Annotated in this window: 16 protein-coding genes; 3 read left to right on the top strand and 13 right to left on the bottom strand. The window is 40.6% G+C overall.

Features of this window, described 5'->3' with window-relative positions:
• Positions 1-82: 82 nt before the first annotated feature.
• The 11 genes from ACFPTP_RS08970 to parE form a co-directional block, all read right to left on the bottom strand.
• Positions 83-559: a GNAT family N-acetyltransferase gene (locus tag ACFPTP_RS08970; protein WP_381443732.1), complete on the bottom strand. Its 477-nt coding sequence runs from the start codon at positions 557-559 to the stop codon at positions 83-85.
• 225 nt (positions 560-784) lie between these two features.
• Complete coding sequence (locus tag ACFPTP_RS08965) at positions 785-1318, bottom strand: dihydrofolate reductase family protein (RefSeq protein ID WP_381443731.1); 534 nt, start codon at positions 1316-1318, stop codon at positions 785-787.
• 113 nt (positions 1319-1431) lie between these two features.
• Positions 1432-1881, bottom strand: a complete 450-nt coding sequence (locus ACFPTP_RS08960) for an NUDIX domain-containing protein (RefSeq protein WP_381443729.1) — start codon at positions 1879-1881, stop codon at positions 1432-1434.
• A gap of 325 nt (positions 1882-2206) precedes the next feature.
• Complete coding sequence (locus ACFPTP_RS08955) at positions 2207-3025, bottom strand: SDR family NAD(P)-dependent oxidoreductase (RefSeq protein ID WP_381443727.1); 819 nt, start codon at positions 3023-3025, stop codon at positions 2207-2209.
• Positions 3026-3241: 216 nt separating this feature from the next.
• Positions 3242-4696 carry a hypothetical protein gene (locus tag ACFPTP_RS08950; protein WP_381443726.1) on the bottom strand — a complete coding sequence of 485 codons (1455 nt, stop codon included), beginning with the start codon at positions 4694-4696 and terminating at the stop codon, positions 3242-3244.
• The gene (locus ACFPTP_RS08945; protein ID WP_381443724.1) at positions 4693-5697 is read right to left on the bottom strand and encodes an ATP-binding protein; all 1005 of its coding nucleotides are present in this window, start codon (positions 5695-5697) and stop codon (positions 4693-4695) included. Before ACFPTP_RS08945 ends, ACFPTP_RS08950 begins: the two co-directional genes overlap by 4 nt.
• Before the next feature lie 25 nt (positions 5698-5722).
• On the bottom strand, positions 5723-7630 hold the full coding sequence (locus ACFPTP_RS08940) for a hypothetical protein (RefSeq protein ID WP_381443723.1): 1908 nt from the start codon (positions 7628-7630) through the stop codon (positions 5723-5725).
• On the bottom strand, positions 7611-8270 hold the full coding sequence (locus ACFPTP_RS08935; protein WP_381443721.1) for a TnsA endonuclease N-terminal domain-containing protein: 660 nt from the start codon (positions 8268-8270) through the stop codon (positions 7611-7613). Before ACFPTP_RS08935 ends, ACFPTP_RS08940 begins: the two co-directional genes overlap by 20 nt.
• 244 nt (positions 8271-8514) lie before the next feature.
• Positions 8515-9741 carry an MFS transporter gene (locus ACFPTP_RS08930; protein ID WP_381443720.1) on the bottom strand — a complete coding sequence of 409 codons (1227 nt, stop codon included), beginning with the start codon at positions 9739-9741 and terminating at the stop codon, positions 8515-8517.
• A gap of 152 nt (positions 9742-9893) precedes the next feature.
• Positions 9894-12326, bottom strand: a complete 2433-nt coding sequence (parC, locus tag ACFPTP_RS08925) for a DNA topoisomerase IV subunit A (RefSeq protein ID WP_381443718.1) — start codon at positions 12324-12326, stop codon at positions 9894-9896.
• Positions 12323-14293 (bottom strand): DNA topoisomerase IV subunit B, encoded by a 1971-nt coding sequence (gene parE / locus ACFPTP_RS08920; protein WP_381443716.1) that lies wholly within the window; start codon positions 14291-14293, stop codon positions 12323-12325. Before parE ends, parC begins: the two co-directional genes overlap by 4 nt.
• 254 nt (positions 14294-14547) lie before the next feature.
• On the opposite strand from parE, the gene plsY reads away from it, so the two are divergent.
• The 3 genes from plsY (at position 14548) to ACFPTP_RS08905 (ending at position 17083) form a co-directional block, all read left to right on the top strand.
• On the top strand, positions 14548-15150 hold the full coding sequence (plsY, locus tag ACFPTP_RS08915) for a glycerol-3-phosphate 1-O-acyltransferase PlsY (protein WP_381443714.1): 603 nt from the start codon (positions 14548-14550) through the stop codon (positions 15148-15150).
• A gap of 38 nt (positions 15151-15188) precedes the next feature.
• Positions 15189-15482 (top strand): HesB/YadR/YfhF family protein, encoded by a 294-nt coding sequence (locus tag ACFPTP_RS08910; RefSeq protein WP_381443712.1) that lies wholly within the window; start codon positions 15189-15191, stop codon positions 15480-15482.
• Positions 15483-15685: 203 nt separating this feature from the next.
• On the top strand, positions 15686-17083 hold the full coding sequence (locus tag ACFPTP_RS08905; protein ID WP_381443710.1) for a C40 family peptidase: 1398 nt from the start codon (positions 15686-15688) through the stop codon (positions 17081-17083).
• 50 nt (positions 17084-17133) lie between these two features.
• On the opposite strand, the gene ACFPTP_RS08900 is transcribed toward ACFPTP_RS08905, so the two are convergent.
• Both ACFPTP_RS08900 and ACFPTP_RS08895 read right to left on the bottom strand, forming a co-directional pair.
• Positions 17134-18516, bottom strand: a complete 1383-nt coding sequence (locus ACFPTP_RS08900) for a UDP-N-acetylmuramoyl-tripeptide--D-alanyl-D-alanine ligase (RefSeq protein WP_381443709.1) — start codon at positions 18514-18516, stop codon at positions 17134-17136.
• Between the two features lie 29 nt (positions 18517-18545).
• Positions 18546-19844: a YheC/YheD family protein gene (locus ACFPTP_RS08895; protein ID WP_381443708.1), complete on the bottom strand. Its 1299-nt coding sequence runs from the start codon at positions 19842-19844 to the stop codon at positions 18546-18548.
• Between the last annotated feature and the right edge of the window lie 25 nt (positions 19845-19869).

The raw sequence follows: 19869 nt of genomic DNA, 5'->3' as shown, positions 1-19869 counted from the left end.
TTTAAATGGCCGATTCATGCACAGTACTTATTCCGAAACTGCGTCCCCGATTGAGGAATATGTAAGTGAAAGTATTTATAGGTTAAAGTTTTAACACAGTTACTAGTTCATTTTCACATATCTCGCCGTTATCACGGAATCCAAAACTTTCATAAAACTTTTTAGCAACAACGTTATCGGCATCATATTCTAACCAACAATATTGGGCATGCCCTACTGGAAATGTGCGTATGAACTCCAATACCTTTTTCATAGCCTCCCTACCATACCCCTGATTTTGGTATCTTTTATCTATCATAAGTCGCAATATACAGTAATTGTTATTAGCGATTTTTGGAAGCTCGTAACCAGTAATACCATAAACAATCATAACAAATCCCACTATCTGTTCATCAGCATAAATTGCAAAAGGAAGTGGACTACCACCATTGGTAGCAAGAACATAGCATGAAGCAACACTTGAAAGATTGGATGCGACAAAACGGCGTTGGTCATCTGCAACTTCTAATTTGAATACCTCTCTTCTATTTTCTAATGTAATTCCTCGAAGTGAAATCATGTAGCTCACTCCTTTCCAAAATTAATTTACTCTTCTTCTATTCTTTAAGAGGGGCTTCGCATGCCATCCTCCTACCATTCATTACTCAACTTTTGAGTATTAAGCATACTGTACCGATTGAGGCACAATTTTTATTCCGTTAAAGCGCTCATTTAGTTGAAGAACTGTAACTGCTAAACTAAGATCAACAGTTCAAAACTACCTGATGGTTACAAAAGCACACCATTAATTTTTGATTTCATAGTGTAGTTCAACGAATTGATTGAAGTTCCTAGTTCCTTTCAATGAAAGGTCGAGTTGATAATCTCCCTCTTTGAATAATGGAATTCCTTTACCAAGTATTGTCGGAGCAACCGTTAAGATCAGTTCATTAACCAATTTTTCTTGTATAAATGACTGTAACAATTCTCCTCCGCCAACAATCCATATGTTCTTTCCTTCTTGATCCTTCAATTTATGAACAAAATGAGTTACATCATCGTTTACAAACTGTACATTTTCGGTATCTTCAACAGCCGATCTTGTAAAAACATAACATTCTTTGTTTTTATATGGAAACTCCTTTATATCTTGCTTCATCACCCAATCGTAAGTTCTTTTTCCCATTAAAACAGTATCAACAGTTTCATAAAAATCTGCAAAACCGTTATCTCCTTCACCTTCAACCTTAAATAGCCATTCAAGAGATTCATCTTTTGTAGCAATATATCCATCCAAACTCGAAGCAATAAACAATACTAATTTACGTTTTTTGCTCATAATATTCCCCTTTCCTTTATTCCGTTAAATGGCCCGATTGGAGCGCAGCTCTTTTTCAGCAACTGCGCCCGTTAATGGAATTGTGGGGTCTTCAGTAAATCTCCAATATTGTTTTAAAATATATAATCGAAAATCTTTATATCAACTCCATCGACATAGCCGATATCTTCGTTTAGATCCCACAATCGTATTTCAGATGTCTCGCTATTCTCCTGGAATGGTTGGAGCAGGTCAAGAGTAGAAAAATATATTGGATTATATTTTATTTCGTCATTAGTTAAGTTTTTGACCTTTAATAAACCTTTAAAATCTAGGTTCGATACCTTTTGTCCAGTCTCCTCGTAAAGTTCCCTTATCGCACATTCCTTTGGTGTTTCATTCTCTTCTCTCTGGCCTGCTGGCAATTCCCATTGTTTTCTCCAAGTGTTATAGCATAACAGATATTTATCATTGGATTTGATTACAGCATAAGAACCAGCTAATCGATGATAATCGTATAGTTGTTCTTCTTTTATAACGAGAAAGTCAAGAAATTCAAAACCATTATTTTTTGTAGTTTGCAACTATTTCCCTCTCCCGCTCATAAAGTTTTTCCGTAATCTGGCCCTTTTCTGGAACATCGTTATGCAGCTAAAGCGCCCGATAACGGTATAGTAGTTCTAAACCGTTGATTTGCGCTGCAGCCGGGCGCGTTCCGGAGGTCGGCCGGTGAACCACACCCTTCGCTTCGCTTCCGTTGGTTGTTTCACCTGTCCCGCTGCCCCCCGGAGTCGCCGTCTTCCACTTCAATCAACTAAGAGAGTACTATTAAATAAAGGTGCCAGGTAATGGAAGGACTTTATATTTGTCTTATTGAAGTTAAAGCCCATACAGTACAGGGGAATCCGATTAACCTTCAAACGGCAAAGGTTGAGTTCCATCGACGTCAGTAAAACCATATTTTTTCGCTAATTCAGCCACCATTAGTACGTCACCAGAAAGCCTAGAAACCGTGGTGTCTGAAGCCAATGCCACAACCGCACGCCCAACATACGCTGTTGTTTCCGTTGCTCCATCCTTTGGTCCAAAACCTGAATCTGTAACTCTTTCTGTCCTCATCCAACCTGGGCAAACAGCAACAGCCGAAACGTTAAAGTCCTTTAATTCTTTTGCCATTCCTAGTGTCATTCGGTTGATAGCATTCATTGCTAAGTCGTAGTATAAATTACCTGAAACTTTATCCTTGATAAAAAATGTAATGTTTACAATTAATCCCTTGTGTTGCTGTGTCATAAGTGGTACAGCGTATCGAGTGGTTAGCAAGTAAGCTTGCGGTCCAGCAACCATCATAGCATCCCAATGATCCAGTGGTCGTTTCCAGAATTGACGTCCGTCTCCTAGTGGCAGAGAACTTTCGGAGCCACCAAATACACTATTTACTAAAATGTCGATTCGACCGTGTTCCCTTTCAATTTGGTCAAACAGTTTTCTCACGTCACTGTCATTTGTATGATCACAACGTATCGCAATGCCTTTGCCTCCCCTCACGGTAACACCTTCCGCAGTTTCCTCAATGGTTTCTGGTCGGTTATCGGTTGTCGCTCCCTTTACACTCCGACCTGTCACATACACCGTCGCGCCCGCACTGCCTAGTTCGAAAGCAATTCCCCTACCTGCTCCACGGGATCCTCCTGTAACAACAGCAATCTTCCCCTGCAATGATTTCATATTTTACAAATCTCCCCTATCAATTACTTCTTCAATTAACCTACTCCTTTAGCTCAACGCCGTACTCCGCAATATGGCCTGTTTGCGGCATACTAACCAATTCCAAGTTTTCTAACTTATGAAACAAGCATACACTATTCAATAGTTAAATTGGGTGAAGTGTAAAATGCAATTTAAATATTTTTCAACTCCTACAGAGCTTTAGTAGATCCTGCGTCAATATAAAATTACAGGACCTTCTTTATTATTGTTTGGAATGACAAGAATAAACAATGATATATTATCGTCGTGAATCCAATACTGATTTGCAAACGAGGGGTCTTTGCACAAAGCAAGATAATGATCAAAGCGCTCAATTAAAATATTGTACAAAATATTATTTGATATATTTGATATAATGCCAAATGGATAATCCTGCTTGTTCTTTGATAGCTGCCAAAGTATGGACTCAAGATGCTCTAAACATTTATATCGGGGATAAAACTGAAAATCATTCACCCACTCATGATAGTGAAATTCATTTACCCTCCAACCCAGCGGTCTATTTATTCTCCAAGTTTCAAGGCCAAAGCCATAGCATTCACTTTTCCATTCAATAAAAGCTTTTGAATAAATACAATTAGCACTTGTATTGTGATTTGCAAGGTCTTTTTTGATGCACTTCTTATGTTGAAAGATCCTTTTATTTAAAATATACCTTTCAGCGGACTTGAAAATAGCCTTAGTTTGTAAAAAGTATTCATAAAGTAAACTCAAGTTGATTTCTCTATATGAAGGACGTTTTTGTGCGGGTTCATTTGTGAATTGGTAATATATTTTTTTAAAAGAATCATTCCATCTGAAACTATTATCGGGTTCAAGATATCTCAATCCGTTTCTATTGCAATATACTTTCATTTTAACGAAATGTTCTTTCTTTGAACTCCCTTGATCAGTAAAAAGACGATTAAATAAATCCGGAAACTTAGAATAAATATTAGGCGCTCCATTGCTCAACTGATAATCGTTCAATATTACGGCTGGATAGTAATATTGATTTTTATTCACCTCTTCTACTTGAATTTTCAACCACTTTTCAATAACTTTATTTTTAATTACTTTGCATTTTTTCCATTTGATTTTCATTTTTTGCAACGTACTATTTCCGATTATACAATTTTTGCAATGTTGGCAGCAAAAGGCTTCCTCACTTTTACCGATATTATAGTCTCTAAATATTTTACGACAGCATGGGCAATTAACATTCAATTTTTCTTCCGGATGAAAGGCACATCTATCGTAAAGTTTGATCTGATGAAAAATACTATGATATCCATCTTTCATACAAACTTCGCAAAATGACAATACTGGATATAGCACGGATCCTACATGCTCTTTATTTGGAAATACATGCAAAGCTTCTTTAATACTTTTTTTATTGTATTCATGCAAGTCAAATCCAACATATTTTGCAGTCTTTACTTCGCATAATGCAGACATGCTAATTAACTCCCGTAAACCATTACTAATACTTTTCCCCTGCTGAACTTTATGGTTTCCGGTTACACTAATCAATTCATTTCCGTTTAAAACATTAGCGAATTTGAATTTTTCGAGTACCCCCCACGCTGATTCATACCTTTGGACCCAATTCGCTTGCCAAGTTGTAAAATTTTTTTTCCCCCGGTTCATGCCTGGAATTTCCTTCCGTGTGTTTCCCATTCGACATAACCAGTTCCAATTAATGTTTCTTCCATTTGTTCCTTTTTAATATGATGAATGTCATATTCCTTATTGACAGAATCAGAACCATACTGTAACAGAATATTTTCTATAAAAAGAACAAAATACTGCATAGGAATATCTAAATTGTTTTTAATATGATTTTTCCGTCTTATGGATTGAATTGTATCCCAAATGTCGGGAGCAAGGTGTCCTAGTCTAAAACCTTGACTAAATGCTTCTGGGAAGTAAAAGCGAGTATAACTCCAACCACTTTTGATGGGATACTCCGAAAATTCGTCATAACCCGATAGACAAATTTCAATATCGTCGGCATCTTGTAAACCTTTAAATTCATAATCCTGTGACATAAATCGACCGACCAATTGATATTTCCCACTGTCTCTGTACGCTGTCCGTTGATACATGAGCTCAAGTTGTCCGACTAAAAAGGTGATTAAATGTATATTTTGCAACGCTAAATCATTGTACAAATCCATCAGCCAACGATATTCTAATTCAAATAAATTTTGTGCATCATCTAAAAATAGAATGACTTTATTTGAATTAGCAACTTCTGCTTGTTCGATAAGAGCATTTAATAATCTTTTTCTCTTTAAATTTGGTTTTGAACCTACTAATGCCAAATCATGTCGAATTCCAAATAAAAGGTCTTCAAAGAAAAAATTCTCGGTTGGATTCTTTCTCGTGCGACATGAAACATGATGTATTGGGAAGTCGTCTCCCAATTCTTCCTGTAAGATTTTGATTACATAACTAATTGCCTTTGTTTTACCTACTCTTGGGTAGCCATAAATGACGGCCCCGGGTATTCTATTCCGGATCCATTTGGAAACATACGTATACAGTTTATTAATTTCATTTGTAGCTAAATAATAGTCACCAATTTCTATCGGGTGTGTATTCAATTCTACTAATGGCTTTGCATAAGGGTCAATGTTATTTTGCATTAGATAACACCTCTTTGCAATTGTATTAGAATTGTAATGTTTTTCGTAATTTGATATTGGGTTTGTTTGATTTATGTTTGTTATTTTCTTCTTTTGTTTCCTTCATGTCAGTTTCTTCGATTGGCTCAGATGAACGATCATATCTTTTATTTTTGCTGTCTTGGTTTTTTTCAAAACTGGCTAGCATATTTCTCCCGTTTTTCGTGTTCGCATTTGACCTTAAATAATTATGATAAACTTCAATAGGATCCTCGCCTTGGGGGATATGAACCTCACCACTGTTTTTCAGTTTATTGATGGCCTTCCTTTCCCTTAAACTATGCGGATGGATCCCCCACTTACCTATCGCTGTTAAGATGCCTAACTCACTTCCATTTTCTAAGTGGACTCTAATAAATCTAATATCATCAACATTTACCAGTAATGTTACCTTCTTACCGATTAGGCTTGGCATATTAGATACAACTTCATTTGTGTATTTAACACCTTCATAGGTGACGAAAGGACGTCTACCTCCCTTCACATCACCCCGTATAACTCTGTTAATTTTAGTCGTAAAGAATAAGAATTCATCGCGTTGATCTTCAGCTAATGAACTTATAGACATACCTCTGTCAATTCGTTGCTGCATCACTTCTAAAGGGGTTAGTCCAGACAGACCACTATGGGGGGTTGCGTTGTATTCGGCAATTAAAACATCTACAATGTCTTCAATATGCTCTACAGAGATTTGATATTTAATAGCAAGCTGTTCTGTGTTTTTTCTCCTACGCGGGTCGGTGGGGGCATTACCTGTCGTGCTAACAATTCTATGGAATCCATTCGTTTCAAGAGTATTATAGAAACGTTCTATATGTGGTCTTCGAATCGGTGTTGCAACGGGTCCCATATTTATTGAGCATCCTACAAAATTATTTAATTTTTCTTGGACGATTTTCGATATATTTGCTTTTGCATTGTCATAACAAAACTCATCCCAGATTCCAAACTTGGTTTCTTCAATTACAGACGATGGAAAACCTGAGTGTACCGGATATTCTAATTCAGGAATTGCTAATTTTCTCGGTTCCCATGGTTTTATCGCATTCCGTATACACATTAAAACGTCATCTGACGAGTATTCTTTTTGAAGGCATAAATGGTAACCTAAAATACAACGTGTGGAGACATCAATAATTGATAAAATCCAGATCCGGTTAATCGTATCTATGATTTCATCACCTTCAAGTGTTTTATACTTTACTGCCAATGAAATATCTAATTTATGGCCATCAAACTCTACTCTCTCAAATGGTCTATTTACGGTTGTTGATTGATATTGCGAGTAACCAACACCAGTATTCTTTGCAAGCATCGCTGCTTCATCACCATACCTTGCGGCTACGGCTATAAAGTGTTTGTCCGATAATGAATTAATAAATCGCTGTACCGATTTAAATGCTTTAGTTTTAGTATTTAGGGGGTATTCGTTTAATGAAAGACCTGTCTTCAGACAATTTCTTACAAATATTTTGTGAACATTTTTGATACTAATATTTTTCTCGTACAAACCACCTTTTTTTACTGCATTTAAAAAGTCATTCTCTAAATCTTCTTTTAAGTTGGGATAACGCTCTAAAAGTGTTTCAAACGGGGCATTTTTTGTGTTTTTAACTCTTTGAAATGGAATTAATGCTCTATAACCAAAGAGCCTTCCATCCCCATGTGTCTCCAGGCATCTATTGAGTAATCTGTATAACTCACCTTTTCTGATTCCGTGCTCTGCACAAATTTGATCAACAGTTTTTTCCTTCTTAAAATACGCATTAACAGCGCCTTTTCTTCTCTTATACAGCTCCCTTTTAAGGGTGGGAAGATTATCCTCCAGGACGGTCGGCCAATTTACTAAGTCCTGATAGTCCATTTTTGAAAATCTATCGTAATCTTGTTTCATCTTTACACCACACCTCCGTTTTAGGGCCGAAGTGTTTATCCGATAAGTCAGCACATATTTCTCCTCTAAATAAGAGGTAAGCTATATGTTCTAAAGTGACACGTCCATCTAACTTCAATTGCTCCGAAAGTTCAGATACCCCAATGTGTGAGTGTACTTGAATCTGCCTAATCAGCTCTGCGTAAATATCAAAATCAAATTCATTTTTGTGTTTTAGCATTTTAATGATAAATTTGTAATTGGAGAGCAGAATTGCGCTTTCTCTAATTTGACAATCTGTTAAAACCTTGTGTCTAATTTTGTTTGCTTTGCACCATTCTTTTTGTATCCCTATTTGTTCAATTACCCGTGGTTTGTTTAAATCAATCAAATATTTTACTTCGACAATTTCTTCATCACCATTATCATACAAAACCCACATATCCGGGATAGATGATCGGATCCTCGATTTAAACGGCAACTTGATTTCAAAAGGTTGTTCGCAAAAACTAATTACATTGGGGTTACACTCGGTTAATAACCAATTATCATATTCTAAATCACTGAATAAAAATACTTCTCTATGTATTTTAATGCTATAAGATTTCCATCTATTGTTTCCAAATTTAGTAGACGCATTGTGTATAATAGGCTTATACATTTGTACACCTCCATAGTATTTACTATAAAAGGTCTTAACTTTGATGTCCAAAGAAACAGTTAGTCTTAACTTTGGTGTCCTTCAAAACAAATAGTCTTAACTTTGGTGTCCAAAAAGCTGGACACCAAAGTTAAGACTAATATTGTAAAAATGCTATATTATCAAGGTTTCATATCTGAATTAGCAGTCCGAACTTTGATGTCCTTTTACATTTTTCAATAAGAAAAAAAATACCTGCTGCGGATCATAAAGTGACTTCCGCTGCAGGTTCGGTTTGATTCTGTTCCAAAACAATATTCCTTCGTTTCATTTGAATGAAAAATAATAACGTCAAACTCAAACTGACCACTCCGAATATAATAACCATCGTTTGCAGTCCAACGATATCCAAAAATGCTCCGGCACTCAACAATACTACTTGGAACATCACCCGTTCCAACATATTGCGGAATGAGAAAAATCGTCCATGGTATGCTTTCGGCATCTGTTTCTGAAAAACAACCATCGCTGTCGGAAAAAAGCAACCTAACGCAAATCCCAATACAGCAAATGCTCCCAATGTCAAAAAGATGTTATGTGCAAAAAACAACATGAATTCAGCGACAGCCACCATCGATGCAAAGAAGAATAAAATGACCGTCGTCCTCCACTTGCGTGTAATTAATTTCACGACAAATGAACCGATCATGAAGGCAATTCCTTCAAACGTATAAATCAACCCTTTAATCGATGAGGAATCTTGGATTTCACTGATATTGATGACAATCAGGTTGAATGAACCGATAAATAATAAAGGGATCATCGTCATGATCAGTGTCATACCAACAGCAGGATAGGCCTTTAAGACGGGGAAAACTTCCATGAAGCCCCCTTTGTCGCCTTCCTTCTTCTGGGAGCTTTCACTCCCCTTCCCTTCATCAATCTTCAGCATCATTGTAAAACCTAATAGCCCGAGATATGCAATCATTGAAACCCAATACAATGACGCCAGCGACCAGTAGACAAGCATGACGCCCGCAAGTGCCGTTCCCACTACACGCGCTATCGTAGCGACGTTCATATGCATTCCGTTCATCGTCAACAGATCTTTGTCTTTTACAACAAGAGGGATTGCCGATTGCAATGCCGGGAAATAAAAGGTTGCCGACAATTGGATTGAAATGATGAATGCGACCATCCACCAGACGGATCCAGTTGAAATTGCCAACAGCATGAAGACGACACTGACAAGCCTCCCCATACCCGCAACAATCAATACCGTTTTCTTTCGGGATTGGTCAATGATCCGGCCTGCTGTCGGCCCTGCAATAATGCCTGCCAACAAACCGATGGACAAAATCATTGCCTTCACGAAATCGGACGGAATTTTTTCTTGTAAAAACTCCAGATTCCCGATGATTCCTGTCCATAATCCGAGACCGGCAATCATTTCACCAGAAAGAATGATCCAAACGTTACGGTTTTTCCACATACTCATTCCCCATTATTCATTTTTATATTTTTATTTCGACTTTCGAATTATTATACGTCAGAAGCTGAAAATTGTCACGAAGATTTTTATAACGGCTGTACATCAAAAAACGCCCGCTGACAAGAATTCATCCTCGCCAGCAGACGCTTTCGTCACGCTTTCGTTTCCGCTTTCACTTCTTTGTATAAAGCGATTACAGTGCCTTCTTTTCCTTCATCAATCATAGAGCTCCCATTTGAATAACGATCTACAAGCCGCAAAGATCCTGCCTCGACGGCAACTTTATTCTCCTTGCTCGTCGATAAGGTGACGTTGTCGCCAGGCTTCACAAATTGTGTACCGACAATCCGATGCGGGTTCGTTTTCAATTCTTTCAGGACGACTACACCACGCTGAGCCCTTGCGGCAGTCTCCAATTCCTTCAAAGCCATCCTCTTAATGGATCCGCGTTGGGTGGCGATTAAAACGGATTCTGTTTCGTCCCGCACGATCAGCATGGAAACAAGCTTGTCATCCGTTTTGAGATTGATACCGCGAACACCCGCAGTCCTTACACCCGTCACCGACAATTCAGTGAGCGGGAATCGTAATGCATATGCCTGTTCGGTGAATAGGATCACATCTTCTTCACCTGACACAAGCTCTACATCTACCATTCGATCCCCTTTTTTCAAGTTCATCGCTTTGAATGTACGGGAATAACGCTGCACTTGGAAATCGGATAGCTTCGACAGCTTGACGTTTCCATTATCCGCAACCGTTAGAACGGATGTTACCTCATCGAAGTTTTCAATACCAATCGCTGCAATGATCTCTTCGTTCGGTTCCAAGGACACGATACTCGATATATGTTGGCCGAGATCCCGCCAGCGGATATCCGGCAATTCGTGCACAGGCTGATACAAATAATTGCCGAGCGATGTAAATAGAAGCAGATGGTGCTGCGTATTCATGACCGTTTCCAACAAGCTGTAATCTGATTCCTTCATCTCCTGGCCGGTGCCGTTTGATGCGCTGTACGAACGGATGCTCGTCCGTTTCACATAGCCGTCCTTTGTTACCGATACGACTACCTCTTCGCTTGGCACAAGGATATCAAGATCCACTTTGATGTTTTCAATCTTTTCCTCGATGACAGATCTTCTTTGTTCGGAAAACTGCTTGCGGACCTCCAGTAATTCCTTCTTGATGACTGCAGAAAGCTTTTTATCGCTTTTCAGTATGGCGTCAAGCTGTTCAATCAACTTCCTAAGGTCTGCATCCTCTTTTTTCAGTTCGGTAATATCCGTATTTGTCAATCTGTATAACTGTAGGGATACAATCGCTTCGGCTTGCACTTCAGTGAAACCGAATTTGGCAATGATATTATTTTTCGCATCGCGTTTGTCTTTCGAAGCTCTGATCGCCTTGATCACTTCATCGAGAATCGACAAGGCTTTCATGAGACCTTCGACGATATGCAGACGGTCTTTCGCTTTTTGGATGTCGTACTCGGATCTTCTCGTGACGACATCTTTTTGGTGTTCAATGTATGCATCCAAAAGCATTGGCAGTGACATGAGTGTCGGTCTTCTATTCGAGATTGCGACCATATTGAAATTATATGTCACTTGAAGATCGGTGTTCTTCAATAAATATTGCAAAATCGCATTTCCGTCCATATCCTTCTTCATTTCTACTACAATACGAAGTCCTGTACGGTCGGATTCATCCCGAACATCCGCAATGCCATCGAGCTTTCGATCCAAACGAAGTTCATCCATCTTCTTCACTAAATTTGCTTTATTGACATCGTATGGAATTTCAGTGATGACAATTTGCGATTTTCCGGCTTTCAATGATTCGATTTCCGATTTAGCTCGGATAATAAAGCGGCCCCTTCCTGTTTCGTAGGCCGTCTTGATTCCATCCGTCCCTTGTATAATAGCGCCAGTCGGAAAATCGGGTCCTTTCATGACCGTCATCAATTGCTCCACTGATACATCAGGATCATCCATTCTCATCAGTACTGCATCGATGACTTCATGCAAAGCATGTGGCGGAATATCCGTCGCATAGCCCGCGGAAATCCCTGTTGAACCGTTGACGAGCAAATTTGGGAAACGGGAAGGCAGTACAGTCGGTTCTGGCTCCGTATCATCGAAGTTCGGAATGAACTCCACCGTGTTTTTACCGATGTCCCGAAGCATTTCCGAAGCGATAGAAGAAAGCCTAGCTTCCGTATACCGCATTGCCGCTGCCGGGTCACCGTCAACCGATCCGTTGTTCCCATGCATTTCAATCATGAGATGACGTAGTTTCCATTCTTGGCTCATCCGAACCATCGCGTCATATACGGATGTATCTCCGTGCGGATGGTAGTTGCCGATGACGTTTCCGACTGTCTTTGCGGATTTCCTGAATGCTTTATCATGGGTGTTCCCTTCATGAAACATCGCATAGAGAATCCTTCTTTGAACAGGTTTCAATCCATCCCTTGCGTCTGGAAGTGCTCTGTCCTGAATGATGTATTTACTATAACGTCCAAAACGGTCGCCGATTACTTCTTCCAACGGCAAGTCTTGGAACCGTTCAGTTGAAGTCATTCAAAATCCCCCTCAACATGCAAAAATTCATTTTCCAAAATATTATGGTCTTCGGTACCGAAATCGACGTTCGACTCGATCCATTTCCTGCGAGGCTCGACCTTGTCCCCCATTAATGTGGTGACACGTCTTTCCGATTGTGCCCCGTCCTCGATCGTTACACGAATTAGCGTACGAGTTTCAGGATTCATCGTCGTCTCCCATAATTGATCGGCATTCATTTCGCCTAGACCTTTATAGCGTTGCAGCATATAGCCGCGGCCAATCTTTTTAATCGCCTCGTCAAGATCGGCTTCCGTCCACGCATATTCGACTTGTTCCTTCTTGCCTGTCCCTTTGAAGACCTTGTATAGTGGCGGAAGTGCGATAAACACTTTGCCCGCCTCGATCAATGGCTTCATATAACGATAGAAGAACGTCAAGAGAAGAACTTGGATATGGGCACCGTCGGTATCGGCATCCGTCATGATGATCACTTTGTCGTAAGCGATATCTTCAATTTGGAAATCAGCGCCGACCCCTCCGCCAATTGCATGGATGATCGTATTGATCTCTTCGTTTTTCATAATATCTTCTAATTTGGCTTTTTCGGTATTGATCACTTTACCTCGCAGCGGCAAAATCGCCTGGAACGTCCTGTCCCGGCCTTGCTTGGCTGAACCGCCTGCGGAATCCCCCTCGACTAGGTATAGCTCATTTTTCGAAGCATTCCTAGATTGTGCTGGTGTCAGCTTCCCTGTGAGAAGGGTATCCGAACGGCGACGTTTTTTTCCGGAACGCGCATCTTCACGCGCCTTCCGGGCAGCTTCCCTTGCCTGTTGGGCACGGATCGCTTTTCGGATCAAGTTTCCGCTCAGCTCAGCATTCTCTTCTAAGAAGTATAGGAGATGCTGTGAGATGATTGCATCGGTTGCCGATCTTGCTTCGCTCGTCCCCAATTTCCCTTTCGTTTGTCCTTCGAATTGAAGAATCTCTTCAGGGATGCGGACCGAAATGATAGCGGAAATGCCTTCCCGAATATCCGAGCCATCGAGGTTTTTATCTTTTTCCTTCAATATGCCGGTTTTTCTTGCATATTCATTGAATACGCGCGTCATTGCGGTTTTGGCGCCGGTTTCATGCGTACCTCCATCTTTCGTCCGTACATTATTGACGAAGGAAAGGATCGTTTCAGAATAGCCGTCGCTGAATTGAAATGCGAATTCCACTTCAATCCCTTCCGCCACTCCTTCGAGGTATGCGACGTCATGAAGCACATCCTTCTCTTCATTCAAATAGGAAATGAATGCTTCGATGCCTGTTTCGTAATGGAATACATCATGTTTTTCGGTTCCTTCTTCTTTCAGGTCGATTTTCAAGCCTTTCAGAAGGAATGCGGATTCGCGCAATCGTTCCGACAACAATTCGTATTGGTATTTGATCGTAGAGAATATTGCTGGATCCGGTTTGAAATGAATCAATGTCCCTTTCTCACGAGTCGTTCCGATTTCCTCTAGCGTAGTGACCGGTTTGCCGCCATTTTCGAAACGTTGCCTATATTTTTTTCCATCGCGAAAAATCGTCACTTCCAGCCACTCGGAAAGAGCATTCACGACAGATGCGCCGACCCCATGCAGGCCGCCACTTGTCTTATAACCTCCCTGCCCAAACTTTCCGCCAGCGTGAAGGACGGTCAAAATGACTTCTACTGTCGGTTTTCCCGTCTTATGCATTCCTGTCGGCATTCCGCGACCGTAGTCCCGCACGCCGATGCTGCCATCTTTGTGTATCGTAACGTCAATTTCAGAACCATATCCTGCTAGTGCTTCATCAACTGCGTTATCGACGATTTCATAGACAAGATGATGAAGTCCCCGGGAATCCGTGGAACCAATATACATCCCTGGACGTTTTCGTACTGCATCAAGGCCTTCCAGCACTTGAATCGAATCATCATCATATGTGTAAATCTCTTCCTTCTTCGTCAAATCGCAACCCCCATCAAACGAATGTTCTCTTTTTCTTTATATACTATCGTATCGCTTCCTGTAAAGCTTGTCAAATCAACGTTTGAGGAAGCTCGCTCAATTAATTGTATAGAAGAAACCGGCTGATTGCAATGAGATGAGGAAAATCTAGACAATCGACTTATCTTCGCAACTTCGTACATTCCATTGTCGGCATTCGTCTGTTCTGCTAAACTTGAAACACATAACTATTCATTAAGATAAAGGGGAACGTCATGGAAATTATCATACTTATATTAATCGCATATGTGCTCGGTTCGATTCCTTCTGCATTGTGGGTCGGCAAACTTTTTTACAATACGGATGTCCGGCAACATGGCAGCGGAAACCTCGGCGCAACGAATACGTTCAGGGTTCTAGGAAAAACTGCAGGAATGGTCGTCACGATTCTTGATATTTTAAAAGGGACGGCCGCTGTATTGCTTCTTCTCTTGCCTTCTTTCAGTTCGGCAGGCATCCACCCGCTTCTGCTAGGCGTTTGTGCAGTAATCGGTCATATGTTCCCTATCTTTGCGAAATTTAAAGGCGGCAAGGCCGTCGCAACATCAGGCGGTGTTTTGCTGGGCTATAACTGGCCGATTTTCATTATCGTCCTGCTGGCATTCCTTATTGCCTTGAAGGTAACGAAAATGGTATCCCTCTCTTCGATGATTGTAGCAGTTGTCGGTTTCATGTATTGTGTCGGGTACTATTTCTGGACGGGTGACTTCTATCTAATGATCGTTGTCGGATTGATGGGTGTATTCATCTTCTACAGGCATCGCGCTAATATTTCCAGGATCAAAGCCGGAACTGAGCCTAAAGTGAATTGGTTGTAATACAATGGAAGCAGCAACCGAAAGGCGGGGATAAATAAATGAAAATCGTTTTATCGGATGATGCACTGAAGTGGTTTTATGAAGAGATGGAAGCCGAAGCAGGCGATTATATTAAATTCTTCGCAAGGTACGGTGGATCTAGTCCTTTGCATGACGGATTCTCGTTAGGCATAATGAAAGAGCACCCTGACGAATTGGCTGTCGAAACGGAATTGGCAGGCGTACACTTTTATATTGAACGCAGGGACTATTGGTTTTTCGATGAACATGACCTTCATGTAAATGTCGACCCGAAATTGAATGAACTTGTATATACGTATGAAAAAGCGTGATGGCTACGGCCTCATGCTTTTTTTGTTCAATAAATTTCCTTTTTTATCTGTAATGTATTTGTAAAAAAGTCCGATAAATCTATAGCTGGCATGCAGTCACACATTGTAACATTCCGTGAGGTAAATATTCCCTACAAATCTCTAGTTTATTCCGTGATACTATCAATCTCAGGCAAGACATTACTAATCATCGGAGGTAAATTATGAAACATAAACTATTTTCGGCAGCGTTAATCGGCTGTGTCACTGTTAGCTCCATCGCCATTCCCTCATACAGTCAAACACAGACAGTCTCTGCAGCCACGATCACTTCTCAAGCATCCCAGCAAGCTGTAGCTGCAAAGGCGGAGCAATTGATCCAAACAGCGAAAAGCTTGATTGGTAAATCGACATATAGCACGGCAGTATACAAGCCTACATATCCATATAAGTTTTCATGCGCCACTTTCATTATGTATGTTTTCGAGAAAAATGGCGTAGACCTTGCGACATACAATGAAGACTTCATGATTCAGCAAGGCACTCCAGTCGCAAAAGGACAATGGCAAAAAGGGGATCTCCTCTTCTTCAGCAGTAAAGCATCGAAGGTTCCGGATCATGTCGCCATGTATATCGGCGATAATAAAGTCATTCATATGGCAGATCCGAAACAGGATATCATCATTTCCGACCTAAGTGACAAACCATACTATACAGAGAGCTATATCGGAGCACGCCGTGTGCTTCCGACGCTGATGTCAGCTAATTCGGCAACGAAAGGTGACAACATCGTCAAACAAGCTTATGACATTAAAGATGAAGCGGTCATTGGCTCCGTCAACAATGAAAGCGCAAAGAAATTCACAAGCACAGGATTCGTCAACTATATCTATAAAAACAATGGCGTCAACTTGAATGCATCTAGCTTAAAAGCGCTCCAAAGCAAAGGTGCGACAGTTTCCCGTTCGAACATGAAGAAAGGTGATCTTGTCTTCTTCGGCAGCTCGAAAGGCTCAACTACACCTACAATGGTTGCCATTTATGCAGGTGATCATCGTCTTATCATCCCGACTACAGGCGGCGTCATTACAAGAGTTCTATTCGTAGATTACTATAATGATCGGTTTATTACTGCGAAAAGAGTCTTCACGGACAATACGGCTGCAGCGCCTTCAGTTTCCAAGCCTGCAACTACTGCGCCATCCGTTTCCAAACCGTCTAGTACAGCTACGGCAACATCTGCGGACAAGCTCATCAATTTCGCATCCAGTTTGAAGGACAAAGCGAAATTCGGCTATGTGTATAATGAAAATACAATGACATTCACAGGAGCCGGGTTCACGTATTATGTATATAAAAATCATGGAATTGATTTGAAAAGCAAAATTGCAAGCCAACAATCACAAATTGGTACTACAGTTTCGAAAGCCAATCTTCAAAAAGGGGATCTCCTCTTCTTCTCATTGGATAATAAAAGGACCCGCATTAATCAAACGGGCATTTATATCGGCGGCAACCAATTTATCAGCCTTTCCACGACTGGTAAAGTTGTGACACAAAGCATGTCTTCCACATGGGCGACACAAAACTTTGTTAAAGCAAGTCGTGTTCTATCAAACTAAAATAGAAAAGAAGTACGTAACGTTATGCCTGTTACGTACTTCTTTTTCATTTATTTCTTCAGGGATTGTGCAAATTCAATCATACCGCGGCTCGACATCGGACCCTTGATCAGTACAAGTGACCTGTCATCGAATAAATGATCTAACCGATTTCCAATTTCACTCACATTCTTGAATATCCTTATATTCGCATTGCTTCCTTCACGCATTGCCTGCCTTGCAATTTCCTCCGCCTTTTTCCCGATTGTGATAAGTGTATGGATGTTTCGATCTGCAACCATGCTTCCAATTTCCCGGTGGTATTTCTTTTCGAAATTTCCGAGCCGGTTGATATCCCCTAAAACAAGAATGATCTTTTTCCCTTTCCCGATCGAATCAAGCACTTTCAACGCTGCTTCCACTGAAGTCGGGTTGTTCGTCCACGTATCGTCGATGATCGTGCTGCCATTTTTCCCTTTCGAAAACTCCAAATGCCGATCCATGTTCGTATACGTTCGCAAACGGAAAATCGCAGCTTTCAAATCCATTCCCATTTCATGGACTGCGGCTAGGGCCGCGAGAGCATTGCTTACCTGATGTTCCCCGTAACCTGGAACAAAGACGCTATACTCCTTACGATTTGCGTGAAGGATGAAATCCATTCCGCCATCGCCAAATGTAATCTGGGAAGCCCTGAAATCCGATTTTCCATCCGTTCCGAAATAGATGATCTTCCCTGTGAATCGATGGATCCTCAGTTTTTTACTATTCAGATCATCGGCATTTAAAATAAGTGTGCCGCCATCCTTGATGCCGCCGATGATTTCCTCTTTTGCCCTTATATAGCCTTCCAGGTTTCCACACCCGTCCAAATGATGTACGCCGATGTTTGTGATGATACCGATTGTCGGCTGATAAATCATGCACTGGTGTTTAATATTCCCTGAATTGCCTAGGCCATGTTCAAAGACTGCCGCTTTCGTATGCTCATCTATCCCCATCAAGTATGGGAAAGACCGCCTTGGCTCGTTTTTACTGCTGACGGATGCATGCACTTTCCAAATGCCGGAAAGCATATGCTTGATCATATCTTTCGTTGTCGTCTTCCCGCAAGTTCCCGTTATTGTCACAACTGGAATTTGAAATTGGTTCCGGTAATAATCGATGAACTTCCAATAGGATTGGACGAGGCTCGTCACTTGCATAACTGTTGTATTCGGCAAGACTTCCTTCAAGTCGATTGAGGACTTATCGGTGATGATGAGGGAAGGGCCTTTCCTGTCGATTGCTACCCAATTGATTACATCTCCTCTGTTTGCAAAAAGAAGTGAATTCCGTCTTGAATGTTCGTGCCGCTTGTAATAGATGGCATCTTCAACTTTCCAATTTACCGGTCCGGTAATTATTTTTCCTCCAAGTACTTTCCTGATGTCGTTGACAGCTATCGGCTTCATTGCATTTCCTCCCTTCCATCAAACTTCGATCAGTCGCTCTTTTTATGTTTCTTTATATAGTAAGAAATCCTCTCGTGGATTTCGTTGTTTCCGAACATATAAAACATCGAGAGTGAAGGTGCATAATTCCCTTCAATTATCCAAACTGCCCCTTTGCTGTCGATGCCAATGTCGAATCCGATTATTGAAATTCCCCCATTGTTTTTCAAAAGTCTTTTAGAGGCCTTTTTGCAAATCATTTCAATCCATTTGGCACATTGTTCAGATGAAACTCCACTTTCCAATTGGAAAATGGCCTTTTCCATTGTTAGCAGTTTACTTGCCCTGTTCGATACGAAATAATCCTTCGCCGCCACTTTCACTACCATTCCTGTTGCAAGCCATCTTTCACCATCGAGTTGTGTAATTACTCGAACGTCAAAAGGGCATCCATTCAGTTCACTAAGGGATATTCTTTGTTGAACAATATAATCTTTAATTGATAGATAATGCTCAGCTATATATCCGAATAACTGATCATAATCATCTTTGACCAATCTGTTCTGCTTTTCATGCACCTCGTATGCATAATCTGCGGTTACCGATATTTTTACAATTCCTCTTCCTTGCTGCCCGACACACGGCTTGATGATCACCTCTGGATAGATGTTCAAAAATGCAAGCAATGTATTTTTTGTGCAAAGCTCTGTTGCTGGCAACATCGGACGGATTGACCTCTTTCGGTAAAGTGCATGATATTGGCTCCATTTACTGTTCCGTTCATGCAAAATCGAGTCTGTGAGCCAAAATTCCCCTGCTCCGTTATTGGCAATCTCGATGACGATTGTATGGCAGCTAGGAAAAGCCGCCCCTAACCTTTTTACTGCAGAAGTTAGGAATTTATTCAACTTCCATTTTAGAAAAATATTAAAATCTGAAATGTCGTTTGTATTTATTAGTAAGTGATTGACAATTTTCCAGCTTGCAGTAGGGGATTTTCTGTGAAGGGTGTATCGGCAATGGGAAAGAGTTGATGGATTGACCGGGATGGCTTGGATGACGTAGTGTTTTCTAATGCAAATATGCTCATTCAAATAATCGTAGGCTTTTTCTTTGGTTGAAAATTGAATGGACTCGCTCCCTGTTGCCACTTCAATTGCCACTTCATTGACTGCTACGCCTATTTCTTGCGGACCAAGTAATGGTTTGATGATGAAAAAAGTATATTTCTCAATAAAATAGAAGAATGTCGATGCTGACATTAATTTTAATTCCAATAAATGCATCGATATTCCATTTTCCGATTCCAAAATCCTATGTTGGCCATAACGTCCCCGAATGCCCTTCACAGACTACCCTCCCTCATTCCTTATC

Origin of the sequence: Sporosarcina koreensis, from assembly GCF_042655825.1 — a bacterium.
In the GTDB taxonomy this organism is placed as follows: domain Bacteria; phylum Bacillota; class Bacilli; order Bacillales_A; family Planococcaceae; genus Sporosarcina; species Sporosarcina koreensis.
Note: the sequence above shows the minus strand (reverse complement) of the source record. Positions and strands in the feature narration are given on the sequence as shown.